Raw genomic sequence first — 19,735 nt, forward strand, 5'->3', positions numbered from 1 at the left:
CCTCCCGCCCACCTCTTGCGGTCGTGGCGCACAAGTGTGCATGCCGCGGTGAACAAACGAGTGCAGACAGAAAGTCATGCAGCACGCGGCAGTCCTTGCGCTCTTGCCGCAATCCTTGCGGCAAGACGGATTCACCCGGCTGGGCACACGATGGTCTTCATCCTAATCCAGCGGGGCGAACCGAAACGAGGCGGAGCGATCACATGGCGGAGCACGAAGACGACACGGCCGCAGCGCTTAACGTCCTGCTCGAAGACACGCCGGAATTCACCGATCCGCGCCTGGCGATCTGCCTGGCCTGCCTAAAGAGAACTATTCCGGCATCCGTCTTCAACAAGCTGCTCGCGGGCAGCTTCAACATCCTTCTCATCGAAGTGCCCGGGGCTGATTGGGTCAATTGGGTCGCCGCCGCCGCTCGAGAGGTTCTCCGAGGCTCCCCCCTTTTCATCCGAACGGCTTCTCGCGCCGGCAAGAAGCCCAGCGCAGAGTTCGAACGGCTCGTCGAGGTCGTCACGAAACAGGGTGGCGTTATAGCCATCGTCGAGAGTGGCGACCTGCCTGAAGAAGCCAGCAAGGTTGCCGATTACCGATATAAGCTCAGATTGCCAGACCGGTCTGCACTGCGAGAAGTTGCCAGGCGCACGCTGGTCGGCGACCACACAAGGATCAAGGCGGGGCTCGATCGATTTTGTGAGTTGAGCCTGCTTGGGGCCTGCTTCCCTCCCGGCGGTACAGTGAGCGCGACGGTGGCCCGGCTGCAGCGTTTAACAGGGTCATCTCAAAATACAGCAGCCGAGATGCCGCCACTGGCTTCACTCCAAGGCCTAGACGCGGCTAAGGAATGGGGGATCGACCTCAAAGCCGACCTTACGGCATATCGGTCAGGTGACATTCCCTTCTCTGCCATCGAAGCTGGTGCCGTCCTCGCCGGCCCACCGGGAACCGGAAAGACCATGGTAGCAGGTATCATTGCTAGGGAATGCGGTCTCCACTTCGTGCAGACCTCCATCGGTACCCTGTTTGCTACATCCGACGGTCACCTGGACGGCGTGATCAAAAAGTTTCGCAGCATCTTCGACGAGGCTAGGCAACTAGCTCCCTCCCTTCTGTTCATCGACGAATTAGATGCGCTGCCGTCCCGGGAGACACTCGACGCGAAGAACAAAGATTGGTGGACCCCGGTCATCACCGACTTCTTGGTCCAGTTGGACTCTTCGTTGAACGACCGGGACGGGGTTGTCGTTTTGGGCGCCACCAACCGGTATCAGGACCTCGATCCCGCCTTGGTCAGACCTGGCCGGTTATCCCGTATGCTGCAGATCGACCCGCCGTCGCCGCAAGCCTTGGCAGGCATCCTGCGGCACTTTCTCGGCGGCGATCTTGGGGATGATGATCTGCTGTCCCTGGCTATGCTGACGAAAGGGGCGACGGGAGCCGCCGCAGCAGAATGGGTGAGCAGCGCCAGAAGGACGGCCAGAAATGCCGGGCGCGCTCTCCGGCATGAAGACCTGTGGAATGCCGCAATCGGGCGCGACTACCGGACATCAACCGAGTTGTGGCGCATTGCGATCCACGAGGCCGGACATTGTATATCGGGGCACGTTTTGGGTCGAATTCCGACTTTTGTCACCATTCGCCAAGTTGGCAGCGCGGCTGGGCATACTCGCTTTGATGAAGTAACCGGCTTCACGCGGCGCGATTTCGAACGGGCAGCGATCGTCATGCTGGGGGGCCAGGCTGCCGAACGCGTGATCCTCGGCGGGGAGGTCACGATGGGCGCCGGTGGGAATCGTGGCTCCGATCTGCACGTGGCAACCGAAGTGGTCGCCCAGGGATATGCCAGTTTCGGGTGGGGAGACGCTTTGGTCTGGCGCACCGAACCGAAGAACGCCGTTTCGCTTCTGTCTAAAGACAGCCGCTTGTTGGAGGCAGTCGCAGCTGATCTGGGGCGCTATGCGAAAGTCGCCGAGAACCTCATCCAGCAGCACGCGGATACCTGCCGCGATCTAGCGACCATTCTCATGGCCAAATTGTCGCTATCCGCTGAGGAACTCGAGACCTTCCTCCGCACGATACCCCCGTCCGCAAGCTCTGACGGCTGACAAATATTCCGCCGGCGGACGAATTGCTCGGCCAACGACGAACTTGGACCTGCCTTTCAATTCTCCCGGACAGATCAGGAGTTTATGAAGTCCTTAAGCAATCTGGCGGTTTCCTGTTTACGTCGATTGCGGGCCTTCGCAGTCGCGAAGCGGAAAGGCTGCCGTTGGCGCGGCACCTTCCGATGGAAGAGAACTTTGGAGATCAAAAATGGAATTCATCCTCGTCTACACCCACACTCCTCCCCCGAGACCGCTGCGCTCGTCCGGATTGATGGGCATGTCCTTGCCATAGGGAGCATGAGGCGGAGCGGCCGCCTTGGCGTAACGGCTCTCGTCTCTACGGCAGGACCAGCCCAACACATCCGGCACCGCCACGCTCGTCTCGCGTGGCCCGCCGCGGCAAAGCGTACGACAATGCTGCGCCGCGAACACGTGTCTGTTGTCCGGGAGTATGCTTTCATGAATAGCGACTACGAACTGAGCTCCGACGTGATTTGGGGCGCCGAGGCCATTGGCCAGTTCTTGGGAATGACCCGCCGGCAGGTCTATCATGCCTGCTACCAGGAACATCTGCCCATATTCAGGGTCGGGAGTACTTTGGCGTGCCGAAGGTCCACGCTGTTGGCCTTCATTACTGAGCGGGAAGAAAAGAACGCCTCGTATAGGCGGGGCCTTATGAAGGTCTGAGGAGCCAAAATTGGTGCGGACGAGCGCTTTATCGCCCGTCCGCATCAATTTTCCTTGCCCCCACCTAATCCTTGACGGCGTCGCTCGTGACTGAAGTAATCCTTGGAGCCCACCCCCTGGGTGATCTCCACTCGGGGCGGGTTAGGCCGCTCCGCAACGCCAATTGCTGGGCGGCCGACCAACAATTGTGCGGCAGCCAATCAAGGATAAAGACGTTTGCTCGTTCACACTTCAGTTGGCTGCGTCCTGTACCAGTCCAAGATCTCAGATCCTGTCATGAGCGCAACACCTTCATGGCCCAAAATGTAGTCGTAGAGCATCTCCAGATACTTGATGCGATGCGGTGCTCCAGTGAGATAGGGATGGATGGAGATGGCCATGACCCGCGGCTGATCGGCGCCCTCTAGGTAGAGGCGGTCGAACTGGTCCACACCACGGTGGTAAATCTCGTCCGAGCGGTGGCCCTGCACCGCCGTCATCACCACGTCATTGATCTCGACCGTGTAAGGCACAGACACAATCGATCCAGCCTGCGTGCGCAGTGTGACTGGCTGGTCATCCAGGCACCAGTCGCATACATACTCGATGCCCTCTGCCGCGAGATGGTCAAGCGTCTCAAGCGTTTCCGTTAGACCCGGGCTTTCCCAGCCACGTGGAGCAGAACCCGTCAGTTGCTTGATTGCCGTGATGGTGTCTCGGATCGCAGCTTGCTGGTCCTCGACGCGGTGCATGGGCTTCTGCACGAAGCCGTGGCCGATAAAGTCCCAGCCCGCCTCGTGCGCGGCACGGCACGCGGCCTCGTAGACAGTACAGGCAGAGCCATTCACGGCAAAACTCGCGCGCAGCCCGCGTTTGGTCAGCACATCGAGAAAGCGCCAGAAGCCTACCCGCATGCCATATTCGTGCCAGGCCCAGTTCGGAATGTCCGGCAGCAGCGGTTGACCCATTGGGGGTGGCAGTACGGCGCGAGGCATGGCACCCGCCGGAGACCAGTTCTCAACATTGACGATCGTCCAGACCGCCACACGCTCGCCCTTTGGCAGACGCAACTTTGGACGCTGGCTGATCGGGACATAATCCAACCGCCCCCGGATCACGGAGGGGTCGATAGGCTGTTCGCTCAAAGTGTTTTCCTTTACCGATAAAGCCGGAATCTTTCGGCGATCTTCATGGGTTCGCCGCCCTGGCCGATAAGGGCGGCAAGCAGCAGGCGTGCCTTGGGCGGCGACAGGGTGCCGCCAGCAACGAGGCCGTGCCCAAGAAGGTCGCGCTCCGATCCTGGAAAGCCATAAGTCTGCTGAAAGATCGCCCCGCCCGGCACCCGGGAAGCCAGCACGACGGGCATCCTTCCGGCGGCTTGCGCCAGCGCGGGCACGGCAGCGCCCGGCACATGACCCGCCCCCATGGCCTCGACGACAATGCCGGCGTAACCAAGATCGGAGGCTGCTCGCACCAAGTCTCCATCATCACCCAGCGCCAGTTTGACGATTGCAACACGCGCGAGTTGAGGGATGCCGTTCAAATGCGGTAATCGCGCGGGACGGAAGGCAATGTGAACTTCACCTTCCGCTACCAGGCCGACCGCCGCAGCTGAAGGGCTGATGAATGCGGACGGCAGGGCTTTATGGCCCTTTTCAACAAAGCGAGCAGCGTGGATCTCATCATTAAGCACCACAAGCGCTCCCAAACCCCGCGCCGCTTCTGATGCTGCTACAAGGACCGCAGCAAGCAGGTTGGCTGGCCCGTCGGCACCCGGAGCATCCGCCCCGCGCATCGCGCCGGTCACAACGACTGGCGCCTGGCCCTCATGGGCAAGGTCAAGCAGGAACGCCGTCTCGTCGATTGTGTCGGTGCCCTGGGCAATAACGACGCCAATGGCGCCCGCTGCCAGAGCTGCTTCTGCCCGCCTCACGACTTCGAGGAGGTTGTCGAAGGTCAGCGATGCCCCGGGCACCAGAAAGGGCGTCTCGACCGAAACCTCCGCCACCCGGTCAAGGCCCGGCACCGCGCGGATCAGATCGGCCCCTTCGAGGGCGGGAACTATCCCCCCCTCCGGGCGGGGCATCATCGTAATGGTGCCACCCAGCACGATGACATGGACGCGCGGCTTGAATGTAATCGGCATCATTTGTTTTCTTCAGAGCGCCAGAAGATCAGCTTCTTGTCCAGCCATTCCAGCAGGAAGTAGCCGCCTGCACCAATTGCCGCGAGCACCACGACCACCGCAAAGACGCGGTCGATGCGCAGCTGGTTGTTGTAGAGATCGACGAGGTAGCCAAGACCTTCGGAGGCGCCTACGAACTCACCCACGATTGCGCCGATCACGGCGAAGGTAAGCGCCGCCTTTACGCCCGCGAAGATCATCGGCAGGGCATGAGGCAGCGACACCTTAAGAAAGCTTTGCATGGGGGTCGCACGTATAGAGCGCATCAAGCGCATCGCGTCGGACGGTACGCTTTCCAGTCCCACCATCGTGTTGATCAACACCGGAAAGAAAGCAATCACCACCGCCATCACTACCTTGGAGGTCTCCCCGAAACCGAACCAGGCAATGAACAAAGGAGCAAAGACGATCTTCGGAATAGCTTGGAAGCCAACCACAAACGGGTAGGCTACCCGTTTCACCGTCGGCCAGATTGCCAGCGCCACGCCGATCGCGAACCCGATCGCCGTACCCAGAACGAAGCCGATCAGGATCTCACGCAACGTCACAATGAAGTGGCCAAGGAAAAAGTCGGTCAGCATCAAGGAGTAAAGGGCCGCGGCGACGCTGGAAAAGGGCGGGAGGATAATGGCCGAGACGAGCCCGAGCCGAGGCAACATTTCCCAAAGGCCGATCAACAGCAGCAAGACACCCCAAGTGATCAAAGTGAACCTGAGGTCACCTTGGACAGGTTTGACATTCAGGCGGACAGAACCGGCTTCAGTGAGTGCCACGCTTGCCTCCAAGAATATGACGGACTTCAAAAAGAATCTCGGTGAAGCGTGGGAGCTGCATGGTCTCGATCTCGCGCGGGCGCGGCAGATCCACCGGTACGATGCCGGATACCTTACCGGGGCGAGGCGTCATGACGACCACGCGGTCGGACATGAACACGGCCTCGGTAATATTGTGCGTGACAAACAGCACCGTGATGCCAGCCTGCCGGGTGATGCGCATCAGTTCCAAATTCATGGCCTCACGGGTGAACTCGTCCAGTGCCCCGAACGGCTCATCCATCAACAAAACACTTGGCTCATAGGTCAGCACCCGAGCTAAAGCGACGCGTTGCTGCATGCCCCCGGACAATTGGCGCGGATAAGCCTTTACGAACCCACCAAGACCGACAGCCTCGAGAACCGCGTGCGCCTTCTCACGCAACGCACCATCCTTGCGACCAAACACTTCGCCAGGCATCAGTACGTTTTGCTCCACCGTACGCCACGGCAGCAGCACGGGCGTCTGGAACATGAACCCGACCTCCCGCGACGGCTCTCGAACCTCGACGCCATCCACCAGAGCTTGGCCGCTGGTCGCCGGCAGCAGGCCGGCGACCATGTTCAGCAAGGTCGACTTGCCGCAGCCGCTGGGACCCACAAAGGAGATGAACTCACCGCGTTCGATCGCAAGGTCCACGCCCTGTAAAGCGACGAACTCGTTACCCGATATGGCGAAGCTCTTTGCCAGGGACCGCGTTTCGATCAACGGATGGCTAGATGCGGGAGACGGCATGCCGGCTCCCCTTGTGCTCATCATGTCCAAGCTCACTTGCCAGCCACCGCGGCCCTGTCGAACTCGTTGGCGCTTTCCAGCAAGGAAGAATCCAGCACCAGCTCAAGATCCACATCGGCTGCCAGTCCGCCTTCCTCCTCGGTACCCTGGCGCAGGAAGTCATGATAAGCTTGGAAGCCGGGGAGATAGTGCGATCCGAGCGGCTGGTCTATGAGCGATTCCGGCGGGGTCTTAAGAGTACGCGCGGCCGTCCAGTTCTCGGCGGCCAGCGCTTCGAGCTCGAACTCCTCAGGCCGGATTTGCTTGGCCATATCGAAGGCTCGTTCATCATTTGCCGCAGCGTAGGCTACGCCTTTGGCCACCGCACGCAGGAACCCCGCGAGCTTTTCCGGCTCGGCTTCGAGGAAGTCAGCGGTGACCACGATTCCATTGGCAGGAAAATCCTGTGCTTCCTGGGGCAGGATGGTAACCATGTCGATGCCTGCCGAGCGGATTGCGGCCAGATCGAACAGGCTCGAGGAATAGGCATCCACCTGCCCGCTTTGCAGCGCATCGACCGTCAGGGCAGAACCGTCACCTACCGGAACCAGGCGCACGTCACTGCCTTCTCCAAGACCGGCTTCGGTCAAAACCGCACGGACCAGCGGCACTTCACCCCCCGAAAGGTCTGAAACGCCGACCCGCTTACCGGCCAGGTCACTCAGTTGCGTAATGCCAGACTCTGCCGTTGCCGCCAGAGTGAAGATGTTGGCGTATTGGTAAGAGTAGATCCAGCGCAGCTCGTGCCCCTGAGCGACGGCGTTGAGAAACGCGCTTGGCGCCGGCAAGCCAGCCTCCGCATTGCCGGCAAGCACTTGTTGGATCGCAGAACTCGACCCGCCGGCATCCTCGAACTCGACCTCGAGTCCCTCTTCGGCAAAAAAGCCGAGTTCATCGGCAATATAGAAGGGGTGGTATTGGTTGACGCTTTCTACCGGGAACATGAACCGGAATGTTTCCAAGTCCTGAGCGCTTGTGGCTCCAGTAGTAAGGATCGTCAGAAGGCTGATGCCTGCGGCTAGGCGCCGTACGTGCAGTTTGGTCACTCGAACCTCTCGGAAACAGTTTCACATACCAGCTGCACCCAGGCTGCCGTCCCACCTCGGCAGTCGAGATCATGCTTGCCTGAATATGCCTAATATATTAGATCATGGATATCAAGCGTGGGTTTACGAACCTTCGCTCAAAATTGAGTCAGGTGACGGCGATTGATTAATTTTACAGCGGACGAGCAGAAGTTGTTGGCGGCAGTGAGCCGCAAGGATACCGTCCTTCAACTCATTCGCGCAGCCATTGTGGATGGACGGCTCCCGGCCGGCACACGTCTGGACCAAAACGAACTAGCAGCCCAACTTGGCGTGAGCCGCATGCCGGTACGCGAGGCGCTGAAACAGCTCGAAACCGAACGCCTCGTTGTGGTCTATCCCTACCGTGGCGTTGAGGTTTCTCGGCTGGAGCCCAAGGAAATCTTCGAGATGTTCGAGATCCGCATTGCACTGGAGCGGCTTGCAGTCAGCCGTGCCGCCACCGTGATGACCCCTTCGCATTTCTCACGGCTTCGGGCGGTGCTCTCAGAAATGGACCAACATCTAGTACCCGTAGCCGACGGAGATCCTTGGATGGACCTTAACCAGTCCTTCCACGGCATCATGAACGATGCCACGGGCTGGCCGCACCTCGTGGAAACCATCAATCAGTATCGCTCCAACGTTGAGCGTTACGTGCGCTACTACTTCGCACTGCGGGGTCGCGAACAATCCCAGAAGGAACACTGGGACCTGCTGGCCGCCTGCGAGCGCCGCGATATCGTGGCGGCGCAACTGACTATTGAGCAGCACTTACGCAACACCGCGACTACCTTGGTCGAGGCGGTGGAGGCGGATGGCGGCGACCACAAGAGACAGCCTGCCTAATCAGATTATCTACATTCGGGACAGCAGCGTGACCAATTCCATTCGGGCTCTACGCATTGACGTGCACGCCCATTACTACTCTGACCGCTTCATCGATCTTATCGAGTCCAGGGGTTGCGATTGCGGCGCCTGCGTGCGCAGAGATGCTCGAGGGCCGATCATTGATGCCGGCCCGCTGCACGCTGGGCCGCTGGCGTCGCGCTTCATCGACCTGGACCAGCGCATTGCCGACATGGACGCACAAGGCGTTGACGTACAGGCGCTGTCGCTCACCCAGCCCATGGTGTACTGGGCCGAGGAAAATCTCGCACGCGAACTGTCCGCGACCTTCAACGATGACTTGGTCGCCGCTCACGAGCGCTTCCCAGACCGCCTGGTCGGGCTCGCCATGCTGCCGATGCACCACCCCAAATCGGCCTTGGATGAACTAGCGCGCGTCAAGGCGGCGCCTGGAATCCGGGGCATCTATATGGGCACAGCCATTGGCGACATGGACCTGTCGCACGAAAGTCTGCTGCCCGTGTTTGAGGCAATCGAGGAGGCCGGGTTGCCCGTGCTGCTGCACCCACTCAAGGTGCTGGGCATGACGGATCGGCTCAAACCCTATTTTCTGGCCAATTTGCTCGGCAATCCCTTCGACACCGCTGTCGCGGCAGCCCATCTTATATTTGGGGGCGTGCTGGACCGTTTCCCCAAGCTGGATGTCGTGCTGCCCCATGCCGGTGGCGCTTTGCCCTTCCTAGTGGGGCGGCTACAGCATGGCTGGAGCGTTCGCCCCGAGCTGAAGCACATGGAGCGTGGCCCAGAGGAATATCTTGCCCGCTTCTATTTCGATACGATCGCCCATTCGCAGTCGAGCCTCCAATACCTGATAGCACAGGTGGGGGCAGATCGGGTGATGCTGGGAAGTGATTACTGCTTTGACATGGGATTGGAGCGTCCTATCGAGGTAGTTGAGGCTCAAGAACAGCTTAGCGACACCCTTCGCGATCAGATTCTCGGCGGTACGGCAAGATCGTTGCTTAAACTCTAGAGGGACGGGCGCCCGCGGGCGGAGAACCCCTAATCCTTGCTGAGCCAACCCAACAATGACCATGGTCGGTGATGACTGGTAGTTCCGGAAGGGGGCCGGCAACAGCCTGTCGCTTTGGTTGCCGCGTCACGGAAAGCGGCCATTGGGTGCGCGGACGTGCCAATGGCTTATTTGGGGCCGAGTGCGGACTGTCCGGTTTTGGCTGCAACCTGCGATAAGCTGTCATTCTGCAGCCGACCCCTATTCGAGCGTCCGATGCCAAGGGCGAACTATCAATAGCTGCCATAACTACTTCTCGTCTCGACTTGGTTGCCTGGTACGCGACCATACAATGTGACAATCAAGCCGTCCGTTCGTCGAAAAATGGGCGCGCAGCGGTACGTTGAACCGTGCACCCGGCGCACGCGGAAGCAGCACACAACCAGTATGTTTCGCTCTTCGTACAACGATCTGCAGAACGCTGTTGTCGGAAAATCCGACATGAGCTATATATCTGTTGGATTTTTAGACATGAGGTCATCGATGGCTGTGTCGACCATCGCAATAGAAGACGTTATCCGCGATGAGATACGGAGCGCGCAAGCTGATCGACCAACCCCAAAGGCAGGGTGGGAGCCCCAAGTCGACTCCCTGGTCATGATATCGATCGCTCTCCGCATCGAAGAGGAATTCAACGTCAAGCTACCTGAGGCGGCAATGCCGCCAGGTGGCTTCGACGATGAGGATACATGCGTCGCTGTCTTTACCCAGCGCGTTGTGGAGTTGCTGGAAGAGCAGCAAGCGCAAGAGCAGCCGGAAGGAGAGCAAGTGTCATGACCGCTGAACGGATCGGCTTCGCCGTTGCCGAAGATGAGAGCCTAGTTCTCGGCGCCAAGCTGCGCGAGGCGAGGGAATATGTCGGGCTTAAGCAGGACCAGGTCGCACAACACATGGAGTTGCCCCGTACGGCGGTGTCGGAAATCGAAAATGGACGCCGTGGCGTCAGCGCCATCGAGTTGAAGAAGCTTGCCCGCCTCTATCAGCGTCCAGTGACTTGGTTCACCGGCGAAGAAACAGAACCGGCAGTTCCCGCGGATGTTGCGTTCCTAGCGCGTACTGCAAGCGATCTATCGGACAACGATCGTCAGGAACTCCAGAGATTTGCAGAGTTCCTGCGTTCCAGGTCGAAGGTTTCTGGTGATGGTCGGTCGTAGCGAGCGCGAATCCATTCTCCGCGGCATCCGCGGCGCCAAGCGGCTCCAGCGTGATCTCCGGCTCGACATTGGCGCGTCTCGCGCACAGCGCGTCGATGTCTTTGGGTGCATTGCACGAATGGGCGCGATGCTGATGTTCCAGCCGCTCGAGCCGCTCCTCGGGGCGTTCATTCGCGAAGATGGCGCTGCGGGGATAATCCTGAGTACGCGGCGCCCGCTCGGTATGCAGCGGTTTACTGCGGCTCACGAGCTCGGCCACCTGTTTCTCGGCCATGATCCGCATGCTGATGACGAGCGCATTCTGCGTCGTGCGCCCTGGGCCAATGACGCTGCGAGAGTGCCGGCTATCCCTCCCGAGGAGCGGGAAGCGGATGCATTCGCCTCGTATTTCCTGCTCCCTCCCTATCTCATCAAGGAACAGATGGAGCTCCGCGGCTGGGAGCCCCGGGACTTTGAGCAGCCCGAAACCATCTACCAGGCGTCTCTCCGGTTCGGCACGAGCTACCGCGCCACGGTCTTCGCGCTCGAACGGGAACACGTCATCGGTCGCAGCCTGGGCCAACAGCTCCGAAACGCACAGCCCCGCGACCTGAAACGACAGCTCCTGGGCGACTTCACGTTGAAAAACGCGCAGCGCGTCGACGTGTGGCACCTGACGGAGCGAGACCAAGGCGCCGTGATCGAAGCGAGCCGCGACGACCTCTTCCTGCTTCGACTGAAAGAGGACAGCGGAAGCGGTTACGTCTGGACATTCGACGAATTGCACGACGCCGGCTTTGTCATTCTTAGAGACGGACGGGAACCCGTTCCCTCGGGCCAGATCGGCACGCCCACCGTGCGCCGCGTTCTCGCCCATGCGGAGCGGCCTCTGGCTGGAATGCTGACCTTGCGCGAGGTGAGGTCGTGGGCGCCTGATGATGATCCGCAGCTCCTGACACTCTACTGCAAGACCGCAACGAGTGACGAGGCTGGTTTATTCGAGCCGCAGCGTGAGGAGCTTTTGGCTACCTCATGACGCTTGATGTGCTACAAGACCTGCGGCCGGTTCTTGGACCTGTGCGCGATCAGGGCCGCCGCCCGACATGCTTGTCGTTTGCCGCCTCGGCAGCCCACGAGAAGGCGCGCGGTGACGTGGATCCACTGTGCGTAGAGTGGTTATTCTACCATGCCGCACAGCGGGCCGGCACCGGGCCTGGCGAGGGCACCACTTTGCCGGACACCCGTCAAGCCTTGCAAGACATCGGCCAACCCCTCGAGGCGTCCTGGCCCTATGATGGTCGGCCCTATTCGGGCGCTGCATGGCGCCCTCCGGCCGTGGTGTCCCCGCTTTTTCGGTGCGGCTCGGACGGCTGCGGAACAAACCTCACGCAAATTCGGCAAGCGCTCGATGGCGGCAAGCCTGTGGTCCTTGCTCTTTTTGTTTCGGCCGCCTTCACCGCTGCGACAACTTGGCTCCGAACGGGCAACGAGATCGTCCTCCCCGATGACAGCGAGCCGATAGACCCACAACGCGGGCACGCTGTGGTCGCCGTCGGTTATGGGCGCATCGGCAGCGAGGACCTCATCCTGGTGCGCAATTCGTGGGGTCCCGCGTGGGGCGCCAGTGGGCATGCCTGGGTACGAGAAACGTATCTGACTCGCCGTATGTTCGGCGGTTTCAGCATCAGCGAAGGAGATGGCGATGTTCTACAATCCGATGCCGGCGGCATCCACGCCCGCGCGCGCGTGGGTTGAAGCTGCGGCCCGCCTCCGGGCCCAGCCAAACCTCACCTTGGGCGGCCTTATGCTTCACATCGAGCAACCCCTTGGCATCGATGCCGACGACGAGGCTGTAATCATGACGATAGACAGCTTTCTTAGGCAGCAAGGTGCACACCCCATCTCGACCGTGGCCAACACAATCTTTCCTACCGCGCTAGACCGGGGCGACGGCATTGATGCGCTGCGCGAGCGCTATATGCAGGTCTATAAGCGCCGTATGTGCACTCCAGGCGAGTGGGGTCGTTACTTCGAGCGCATGGTCAATTGGCAAGACCGCAAGGGAGGTCGTATCGACCAGCTCGCCGAGAACATCCGGATGTTAAAAGACGCCCGCGAGGGACGCTTCTATGAGAACCGTTATGAGATCATCATATCGGACCCGGCGAGAGATTTGCGCAAAGCGCTCAATCGGCAATGCTTGAGCATGATCGAGTTGAAGCCAGAGCGGAACGGCTCACTTCACATGATTGCACTGTATCGGAACCACTATTATATCCAGAAGACCTTAGGAAACTTATTGGGCTTGGGTCGCCTTTTGGAATTTATCGCCCGTGAAAGCGGCTTTGAGGTCGGCACCTTGACCGTGAACTCCACATCTGCCCGCCTCGATACTGAAGGCTGGGGCAAAGCCGACGTCGTCTCTTTGGTCGATGAGTGTGCAGCGCGGCTCGTCAGGGCGGCGGCTTAAAGGGCAGCTGGGTTCGCTCTCAGCCGCACCACAGTATACGCGCGGATCGTTGATAGTGGGTGCCACTAGGCGAAGAGCGGGAGGGTCTCGTGCTTGTTCGCGAGCCCCAAGCCGTAGTGTGTGCTCACACCCTCCATGAATTCGGCTTGTCCACCGTAACTGGGATGCCTAACCTTCTCTGCAGTGACGCCCAGATCCTCAAGCGCCAGCTGAGCATCGCGGCCGATCGCGAGGACGCGTTGCGGTGATAGAAGGTGGATGAGCCCAACCATCACGTGCCTACTGGCTAGTCGTTCGCTGCGCGTGTGGCAGCGATTGGACATAGGTTCTCCGGGGGCATGCGGATGGAGCGGAAACACGTTCCAAAGAAAGACGGGCTGCCTGATAGCAATCAACATCTGCCAAATCACGGTCGCAGTGCGCTCGGCAACCTCGGGGCCATTGGTAGAACGCATTAGAGGGGGTGTGCCCAACAGGTCGGCGTGAGCGGTTAGATGTGCTTCATCGGTCAGGGCCAAACCGGTCCGGCGTCCGCCGCGGTAACCGAGATCGCGGGCCACCCAGATAGATTCAACACCTCGGTCGATCGCTGCGTCCAGAACCATCACGAGATTATGACGCCGAATCTGAGCGGCGTCGGGACGGTCGAAGTCCGAGCACAGGTCCGAGTATGGATTGAAGGCGTCTTCGAACTTCAGGGCGGCGACGAGCTCTACGAACTCTGCAGCGTTCTGTGGGTTGTTAGTCATGGCAGCTCTTCAAAATCGACCGTCCGCTTGGTGAGGTCAATGATAACCGCGCCATTGCGATGCTTCTTTAGTTCCCGAAACACCCGGAACCCTTCGAGGATCGCTCGCTCCCATTGCCAGAGCGGGCGCATCTCGACTTCGTAGCCCCGTACCAGCTCATGGACAGCCTTGAGCATGCCGTAGTCGAGAGACGTAGCGTTCCGAAACTCGGCCTGCCGTAGACCATGATTGAAGATCCACGTCGAGATGCCTTCTTCGATGATGATGGCCCGCGCGCCATCCTCGTTCTCATCGACCTCCGGCCGGCTCTTGCGTTTCAGGCGCAGCAGCGCCCGCATTGTCGGCGACCAGCCAAGGATGCCGGCAAAGGCCAGGTGAAAGACGTCGTGGTACCGGTAGTCGTCCTTTTCGTGGCGGTTGTCAGTTAACGGGCTGCCGAGATTGACGCCATTCCATCGCTGAACGACAAATGTCCGACCATTCACCGTTCTCTCGATAAACTCGACCCGCATCTGCCGTGGCAATTGTTCATATTCGGGGAAGCCTTCGTCAAACAGAGGGCCCCAATGCTGCTGGTCCGGCCAGCGACCGAGGGTCTTGGCCACATTATTGCGGGCCGCTTGTTCAAGGCTCACATGAGCGTCGTCGGCGGCCATGAGCAACGCGCGGAAAATCTCAACCAGATCGGCCGACAGCCGATCGCGGTTCTCCTTGATCTGCCCTTCGCTCCAATCGGCCAGGAGCACGCCAACCTTGCCTGCCAAAGCGAGCAAACGGTGTTCTACCTCCTCGCCCGCCAGGACTTCCGCGAAGGGCACTTCGGACTGCTGCAGGTCCTCGAATGTTGAGGCGCCTGATCGCCCATTGTAGTCCCAATCCTCGAGTTTTGCGGGAACGCTTCGAGCGATCTGGCTTAGCGGCAGCTCCGCGCGAAGCGCGGCGTTCGCGAAGTACCAGAGAGCGTCGCCCAGTTCTTCGATGACCTCGTCGTGATAGGCCGCGAAGGCATCCTTGTCGCGCTGCTTTTTCTTGAGAGCACTAAGAAGGCTTCCTACCTCCCCGAACAAGCCGAGGAGCACAAAGCCCAGGCCGTCGACGCCCGACTTGTCGTTGCGGTCGGTGCGGGTGGTAAAGGTCTGGAACTCATCGAGCCCGATGGGCCGGTCGCTGTCACCGAAGAGCGAGCCTTGGTTTCTGAACAGCGCACGACCGTCTGCAGCCATATTGATTCCCCCTCCAAGAATCTTGCCGCAGCCCAACCATTGACGCAAGTGAATCGGGGGGTGAATTCTCCAACATGGGAAGTGGCTAAGCATAGTCTGCGACCGCGATTGGCTGCACGAGGAGATTTGATGGATTCGACTTCAGCGACGTTCCTGCACGTTACGGATGCTCACATCGCTTATGCGGGGACGGTATTGGAGCGGGATGACCGCAAGAACCCGGTCGTCGGTCTTCCGACACAAACAAGGGAGGCTGCTCTTCGGCAGGTCTTCGAGCGCCTAGCAGAGCGTTTGAAGCAAGGAGATCGCACACTCGATGGAGTGATCTTCTCGGGGGACGCACAGGACCGCGGAAGGCAGGGCGGCCATGAACTGCTGCTCGATCTGCTGCTCAACTATTTCGGCCCCTTCGGCATAACGGAAGAGCGCATCGTCGCTACCCCAGGCAATCATGATGTCGATCGCGCCTATGATCCGGGAGTGGCAGAGCGTTACAAGGATTTCTGTGCAACTTGGCGCGATCGTGGATGTGTCGTGCCCTGGATCGATGGTGTCGATGAGGCCGGTCCCCCCGCACGCCATTCGCTTGTCGATGCCGACGGCCGCTGGGCGATTTTCCCGATCAACTCGAGCAACTGGTGCCATGCCGCTGCAGTTCTTCCTGAACCACTCGCAACCGTGTGGTCGCAGTTGCCTTACCTCGCCGCCGGGGGGAACAAGCAGATCGAGACCGACCTGCAAAAACAACTCGACGCGCTTGCCCGCTACGACATGGCGAGGATCTCGGAACCGCAGCTGGAGCAGGTGAGAAAGCTCGTTGAGGCAACGCCAGGGCCGGAGCATGGGCAGCAGCTCCGTATCGCGGTGCTACACCACCATTTGCGGGCGCCGAGTCTTAGAGAGGAGATCAAGGCGTTTGCAGACATCTCCAATCTTGAGCAGGTCAGAGGGTTTCTTCGGGACCGCGCCTTCGACGTCGTCGTTCACGGCCACAAGCATGAACATGCAGCCCAATTCGATCACATGTACGATCATGGCGGCGACAATGCCCGACGGGTATTGGTCGTTTCTGGCGCCACCTTCGAGGCCGACCGCGAAAGCGACGCCGTGCGTCTGCTGACTTTCGAAGGATTGCCCTATACCCCGTCAATTCGCATAGAGCCAATTCCGCTGCAGCGCGGCGGAGTCGATGTACCGGCCAAGCCGGCCATCACGAAGCGCCTCTGGGCGTCGGAAACCCTCACCGACGGACCAACAACCGTTCAAGGCACCGACATCGACGAAGTCTATGAGCGCGTGGTGGAGGTGGCGCGTCTGGAGGCCGAGGGCAATACGCTGGTCGTTCATCTCGATCTGCCATCCCATGAGACGGATAGCTTGCCTTTGCCCAGCAGCTATCCGATGGCTGAGCCGCTCGAGCCTGGCGCTCGCCAAGAATGGCTACGCGAACTCGTCGGCTGGTGGCAACTCAGCCGGTCCAAACTGGAACAGCGTATGCCCTTTGTCCACGGCACCCGGCTACGCCGCTATGGCGGCAAGATCGATCAGATCGAGCGCATCAAGAAACTTCTCAGGCAAAAGGCCAGCACGCGCGCGCTCGCGGTACTAGTGGATCCGTTTCGCGACTTTACAGCCGACGGAAGCGGCGAAGAGTTTGCCTCGTTCAGTCTCGTCGAGTTCAAGCGGAGAAATCTTGGAAACGGGCGGAGCTCGGTGGAGGTAATCGCGTTCTACAGAGCACAAGAGTTTGCGCGATGGTGGCCTATAAACGTCGCTGAGCTGAGATCGCTGCAGGTCGAGGTATGCCGCCATCTCAATTTCGATGCAGGCAGAATCACTACTATTGCTGCCGATGCCCGAACGCATTCCCGTAGTCCCACACAGGTTGCTATGCCCATCGTGGATCGTTGGCTCGACCAGGCGCCCGAGCGTTTGCATGCCCTTGCCAATGCGCTCGTTCAGAGGGGCGCTCGAAACGACAAAGAGCGCGCAGCGCTTGAGGGATGGGGTCGCTGCCTTTCTGAGCTTGAGGATGTGGCAAAGAACTATAATCCGGATGGCGTGCCTGTCGCCGTAGAGGGTCTTGAGGTTCTGGCTTCGTACGTGCAGACTAGCGTCGAGGGTGACCCCGCTCTCACTAAACTGGTGCGCGAACTGACCAGACTCGCCGAGGACAATCGGGGTTTCGAGCACGGTGTACGGGATCGATCAGCCTTCGACACCTGGTCCAAGCGAACGCTGATATCCATCACGGACCTTCGCGAAATCACGGCTCAGCGCATCTCGTCAAGCACCGAGTAGGCGAGTTGCGGAGGCCGTATGATTTCGAACGGCAGCTTTCGGGTTGCGACCGTATAAAGGCAAAATAACCTGATGGGGCGCGTAACCGAACACATTCTTATGGCGACTTAGACGCTAAGTCTCGTCTAACCCAGTCTGCAGCCGCTAGCAGATTGAAGGCTTGTTGTTTATTGTCGTGTAATAATCGTGGAGTTGGTCGTTTCAGCCGGAGTAAAAATTGCGTCGCGCATATATCGGATTCTCAACGCCAATTGGCTATGACTACAAACATCTAGTCAGAAAAGCTAAGAGCGACAAGGCAGACTCTCCCAACCCAGTCCTTGTCGGCTCGATGGGCCTGTTCTTGTTGTTTGATGAGATTTGGTTTCCCTGCGCCAGCGTCTGCCCCGACAACATGCGCGACTTGCCGTACGTCCGCTACTTGGAGGACCTGAGTCCAAGCATTCCGCTCTTCCCTAACGAGATTTTGGACCGCTGGCCTCCTCCGAACGATGGCGTGTCAATCTTTGATGTGCATCCTGGAGGCTATGGGGAACTTACGGGACTTTACTATGGTCGAGCTGAGGGCGTTGATAACCATACTCACGGCTTGTCCTGTTTCGGAGCGGACTTCCACGGAAATCCGACACCTAGCAACTTGATATTAGACCTGTATCTAGTTGACACCTTCCATGAATTGGAACTGACGCTAGTTCTCAATGAGGCAACTGCTAGTTATGCTTTTCCGAGTGGCTTGGACTATCTTCGTGGAAGAGATGTAGGGAAGGCATTGATGCTCGCTGAGCGAGCTTTGCAGATTGTCAGCATTTACGACATCACAGGGATCAATGGTCCCTACCACCCCTTGGTACAGGAGCTTCGTGAGCACCAATACCTTTCAGCTTTCCGGAAGTGGGCAAACTGCGAGGCTACTCGCCTGGACAATCGAACCGTCGAAGATATCGTTGAAGAGCTAGATGCGACCGTCGCGGAGTTCGCTGATCGCGCGCTCCGAAAGGCGGTTGGGGATGGGGGACTCAAACATGTCACCCTGGACGTGGCAAAAGGAATAGCCTTGGATTTGGTGCCCGGAGCGCACACCGTGTCAAATAGCCTCTCGGTAATTCGCTCGCGCACAACTGGACAAGCCCGAAAACTCAACGCGTTCATTGCCAAAACGCGGGGCCAACTTTGGAGCCAGTACTACAGCGCCCGGCGAGCACAACAAACGTCCAAGTAGTAGGCGGGAAAGCCTCTGCCTAGCACAAGCGTCCCAATATTGCAGATTATCGGACCGCCTTAGCATCGGAAGCAAGAATGGCAGAACTTCGCATCTACGCCATGCCTACTTACCTCTACAGGTACCGCCCTTTACGAGACAATCTACAACGGGAGGTTCAGTCGATTGATGAGAATTATGTGTATTGCCCGACGTTTAGTTCGATGAACGACCCGATGGAGGGTAGTCATCGACTGTCACTGCGTATGCTGAGCAGTGCGACCAGCGGTAACGCACAGCAAGCGGTACTCGAGGCGCAACAGCGGTTGGGGGTAGCTTCATTCTCGGAAGTCTTCGATCATGAGCCAATGTGGGCACATTATGCGGGGCAATTCACCGGCATGTGCGTACAGTATCATACAAGGCGACTGTTACAGGGTTTGCTGTCGGATGTAGATCTCGCTCGCATGATGTACTCGGAACGGGAGCCAACCATTCTTGAGGATCGACGTACATCAGACGACCGGGCAAAGATGACGCTCTCTAACAAGACGGCGAGATGGGCAAGCGAGCGGGAGTGGCGCATCTTCCGACCGGAAGTCGGTCGAGCTTCCTACAGCGAGAAGAAGACTGTCACCAAAATATATCTGGGTGCACGGGTATCGCCGGCCGACGAGGAACTTGTGCGTGATCTCGGCAGGCGGCATAGCATCCAAGTCACAATCATGAAGATCGACGCCTACGCCATGGAGTTCTCCAGTACTCGTCGTCTTTCGCAAAAAGCAAGAGCGGCGCTCAATCGCGCGGCGGGCACCGCCGGAAAACAATAAAGCCGACTTTCGCTGCGATCGCGAAACGATTTGGCGTTTGTTCCACAACTAGATCGACCAGACTTATCTTCGTTTTTCTTGGCGAGACGAACGTCTGCTTTCGGGCAGCGCTGGAAGCTGCTCGAACGACCGCAGTGGGGCGCTTCGCCGACGACTAGATGAATGCCGGCGAAGCCGCTTGGTCAAATTTCAGTGGCCTCGGACGACGACAGAGCGTCGTCAACGTCTACGCTCAAGTATCGAACCCAAAGTACTTCAGTGACGCAGATATCTGCGGCGGCGGACAGCTCTCCATAGGTGAGTGGC

Annotated in this window: 18 protein-coding genes; 11 read left to right on the forward strand and 7 right to left on the reverse strand. The window is 59.2% G+C overall.

Going from position 1 to position 19,735, the window contains the following annotated elements:
• The first annotated feature begins 203 nt into the window (after positions 1–203).
• Positions 204–2,102 (forward strand): AAA family ATPase, encoded by a 1,899-nt coding sequence (locus ELX51_RS17935; protein WP_164854911.1) that lies wholly within the window; start codon positions 204–206, stop codon positions 2,100–2,102.
• Positions 2,103–3,013: 911 nt separating this feature from the next.
• Here ELX51_RS17935 and ELX51_RS17945 read toward each other — a convergent pair.
• The 5 genes from ELX51_RS17945 to ELX51_RS17965 are packed head-to-tail and all read right to left on the reverse strand — an operon-like array spanning position 3,014 to position 7,484.
• Positions 3,014–3,913 carry a polysaccharide deacetylase family protein gene (locus ELX51_RS17945; protein WP_248305177.1) on the reverse strand — a complete coding sequence of 300 codons (900 nt, stop codon included), beginning with the start codon at positions 3,911–3,913 and terminating at the stop codon, positions 3,014–3,016.
• Between the two features lie 11 nt (positions 3,914–3,924).
• The gene (locus ELX51_RS17950) at positions 3,925–4,917 is read right to left on the reverse strand and encodes an asparaginase (RefSeq protein ID WP_248305178.1); all 993 of its coding nucleotides are present in this window, start codon (positions 4,915–4,917) and stop codon (positions 3,925–3,927) included.
• Positions 4,914–5,726 carry an ABC transporter permease gene (locus ELX51_RS17955; protein ID WP_127754782.1) on the reverse strand — a complete coding sequence of 271 codons (813 nt, stop codon included), beginning with the start codon at positions 5,724–5,726 and terminating at the stop codon, positions 4,914–4,916. The genes ELX51_RS17950 and ELX51_RS17955 overlap by 4 nt, the downstream gene beginning before the upstream one ends.
• Positions 5,713–6,501, reverse strand: a complete 789-nt coding sequence (locus tag ELX51_RS17960) for an ABC transporter ATP-binding protein (RefSeq protein WP_127754783.1) — start codon at positions 6,499–6,501, stop codon at positions 5,713–5,715. Before ELX51_RS17960 ends, ELX51_RS17955 begins: the two co-directional genes overlap by 14 nt.
• Positions 6,502–6,533: 32 nt before the next feature.
• A complete protein-coding gene (locus ELX51_RS17965; protein ID WP_127754784.1) occupies positions 6,534–7,484 on the reverse strand; it encodes an ABC transporter substrate-binding protein in 951 nt (316 codons plus the stop codon).
• Between the two features lie 264 nt (positions 7,485–7,748).
• On the opposite strand from ELX51_RS17965, the gene ELX51_RS17970 reads away from it, so the two are divergent.
• From ELX51_RS17970 to ELX51_RS18000, 7 genes are all read left to right on the forward strand, one after another.
• Positions 7,749–8,453, forward strand: coding sequence for a GntR family transcriptional regulator (locus tag ELX51_RS17970; RefSeq protein WP_127754785.1), 705 nt, complete (start codon positions 7,749–7,751; stop codon positions 8,451–8,453).
• A complete protein-coding gene (locus ELX51_RS17975; protein ID WP_127754786.1) occupies positions 8,422–9,486 on the forward strand; it encodes an amidohydrolase family protein in 1,065 nt (354 codons plus the stop codon). The genes ELX51_RS17970 and ELX51_RS17975 overlap by 32 nt, the downstream gene beginning before the upstream one ends.
• 480 nt (positions 9,487–9,966) lie before the next feature.
• Positions 9,967–10,302, forward strand: coding sequence for a hypothetical protein (locus ELX51_RS17980; protein WP_127754787.1), 336 nt, complete (start codon positions 9,967–9,969; stop codon positions 10,300–10,302).
• Positions 10,299–10,679: a helix-turn-helix transcriptional regulator gene (locus tag ELX51_RS17985; protein ID WP_127754788.1), complete on the forward strand. Its 381-nt coding sequence runs from the start codon at positions 10,299–10,301 to the stop codon at positions 10,677–10,679. The genes ELX51_RS17980 and ELX51_RS17985 overlap by 4 nt, the downstream gene beginning before the upstream one ends.
• Positions 10,666–11,694, forward strand: a complete 1,029-nt coding sequence (locus ELX51_RS17990; protein ID WP_127754789.1) for an ImmA/IrrE family metallo-endopeptidase — start codon at positions 10,666–10,668, stop codon at positions 11,692–11,694. The genes ELX51_RS17985 and ELX51_RS17990 overlap by 14 nt, the downstream gene beginning before the upstream one ends.
• A complete protein-coding gene (locus ELX51_RS17995; RefSeq protein ID WP_127754790.1) occupies positions 11,691–12,413 on the forward strand; it encodes a C1 family peptidase in 723 nt (240 codons plus the stop codon). Before ELX51_RS17990 ends, ELX51_RS17995 begins: the two co-directional genes overlap by 4 nt.
• The gene (locus ELX51_RS18000; protein WP_127754791.1) at positions 12,361–13,128 is read left to right on the forward strand and encodes a hypothetical protein; all 768 of its coding nucleotides are present in this window, start codon (positions 12,361–12,363) and stop codon (positions 13,126–13,128) included. Before ELX51_RS17995 ends, ELX51_RS18000 begins: the two co-directional genes overlap by 53 nt.
• Positions 13,129–13,193: 65 nt before the next feature.
• Here ELX51_RS18000 and ELX51_RS18005 read toward each other — a convergent pair whose 3' ends face one another.
• On the reverse strand, positions 13,194–13,877 hold the full coding sequence (locus ELX51_RS18005) for a uracil-DNA glycosylase (protein ID WP_127754792.1): 684 nt from the start codon (positions 13,875–13,877) through the stop codon (positions 13,194–13,196).
• Positions 13,874–15,136 (reverse strand): nucleoside triphosphate pyrophosphohydrolase family protein, encoded by a 1,263-nt coding sequence (locus tag ELX51_RS18010; protein WP_164854913.1) that lies wholly within the window; start codon positions 15,134–15,136, stop codon positions 13,874–13,876. Before ELX51_RS18010 ends, ELX51_RS18005 begins: the two co-directional genes overlap by 4 nt.
• Positions 15,137–15,229: 93 nt before the next feature.
• Here ELX51_RS18010 and ELX51_RS18015 point away from each other — a divergent pair, with 93 nt between their 5' ends.
• The 3 genes from ELX51_RS18015 to ELX51_RS18025 all read left to right on the forward strand — a co-directional run bounded on the left by ELX51_RS18015 (position 15,230) and on the right by ELX51_RS18025 (position 19,429).
• Entirely contained in the window at positions 15,230–17,401 is a 2,172-nt protein-coding gene (locus ELX51_RS18015; protein WP_127754794.1) for a metallophosphoesterase, read from the forward strand.
• Positions 17,402–17,618: 217 nt separating this feature from the next.
• Positions 17,619–18,620 (forward strand): hypothetical protein, encoded by a 1,002-nt coding sequence (locus tag ELX51_RS18020; RefSeq protein WP_127754795.1) that lies wholly within the window; start codon positions 17,619–17,621, stop codon positions 18,618–18,620.
• Positions 18,621–18,697: 77 nt separating this feature from the next.
• Positions 18,698–19,429 carry a DUF2971 domain-containing protein gene (locus ELX51_RS18025; RefSeq protein ID WP_127754796.1) on the forward strand — a complete coding sequence of 244 codons (732 nt, stop codon included), beginning with the start codon at positions 18,698–18,700 and terminating at the stop codon, positions 19,427–19,429.
• The last annotated feature ends 306 nt before the right edge of the window (positions 19,430–19,735 follow it).

Origin of the sequence: Devosia sp. 1566 (assembly GCF_004005995.1) — a bacterium.
Taxonomy (GTDB): Bacteria; Pseudomonadota; Alphaproteobacteria; order Rhizobiales; family Devosiaceae; genus Devosia.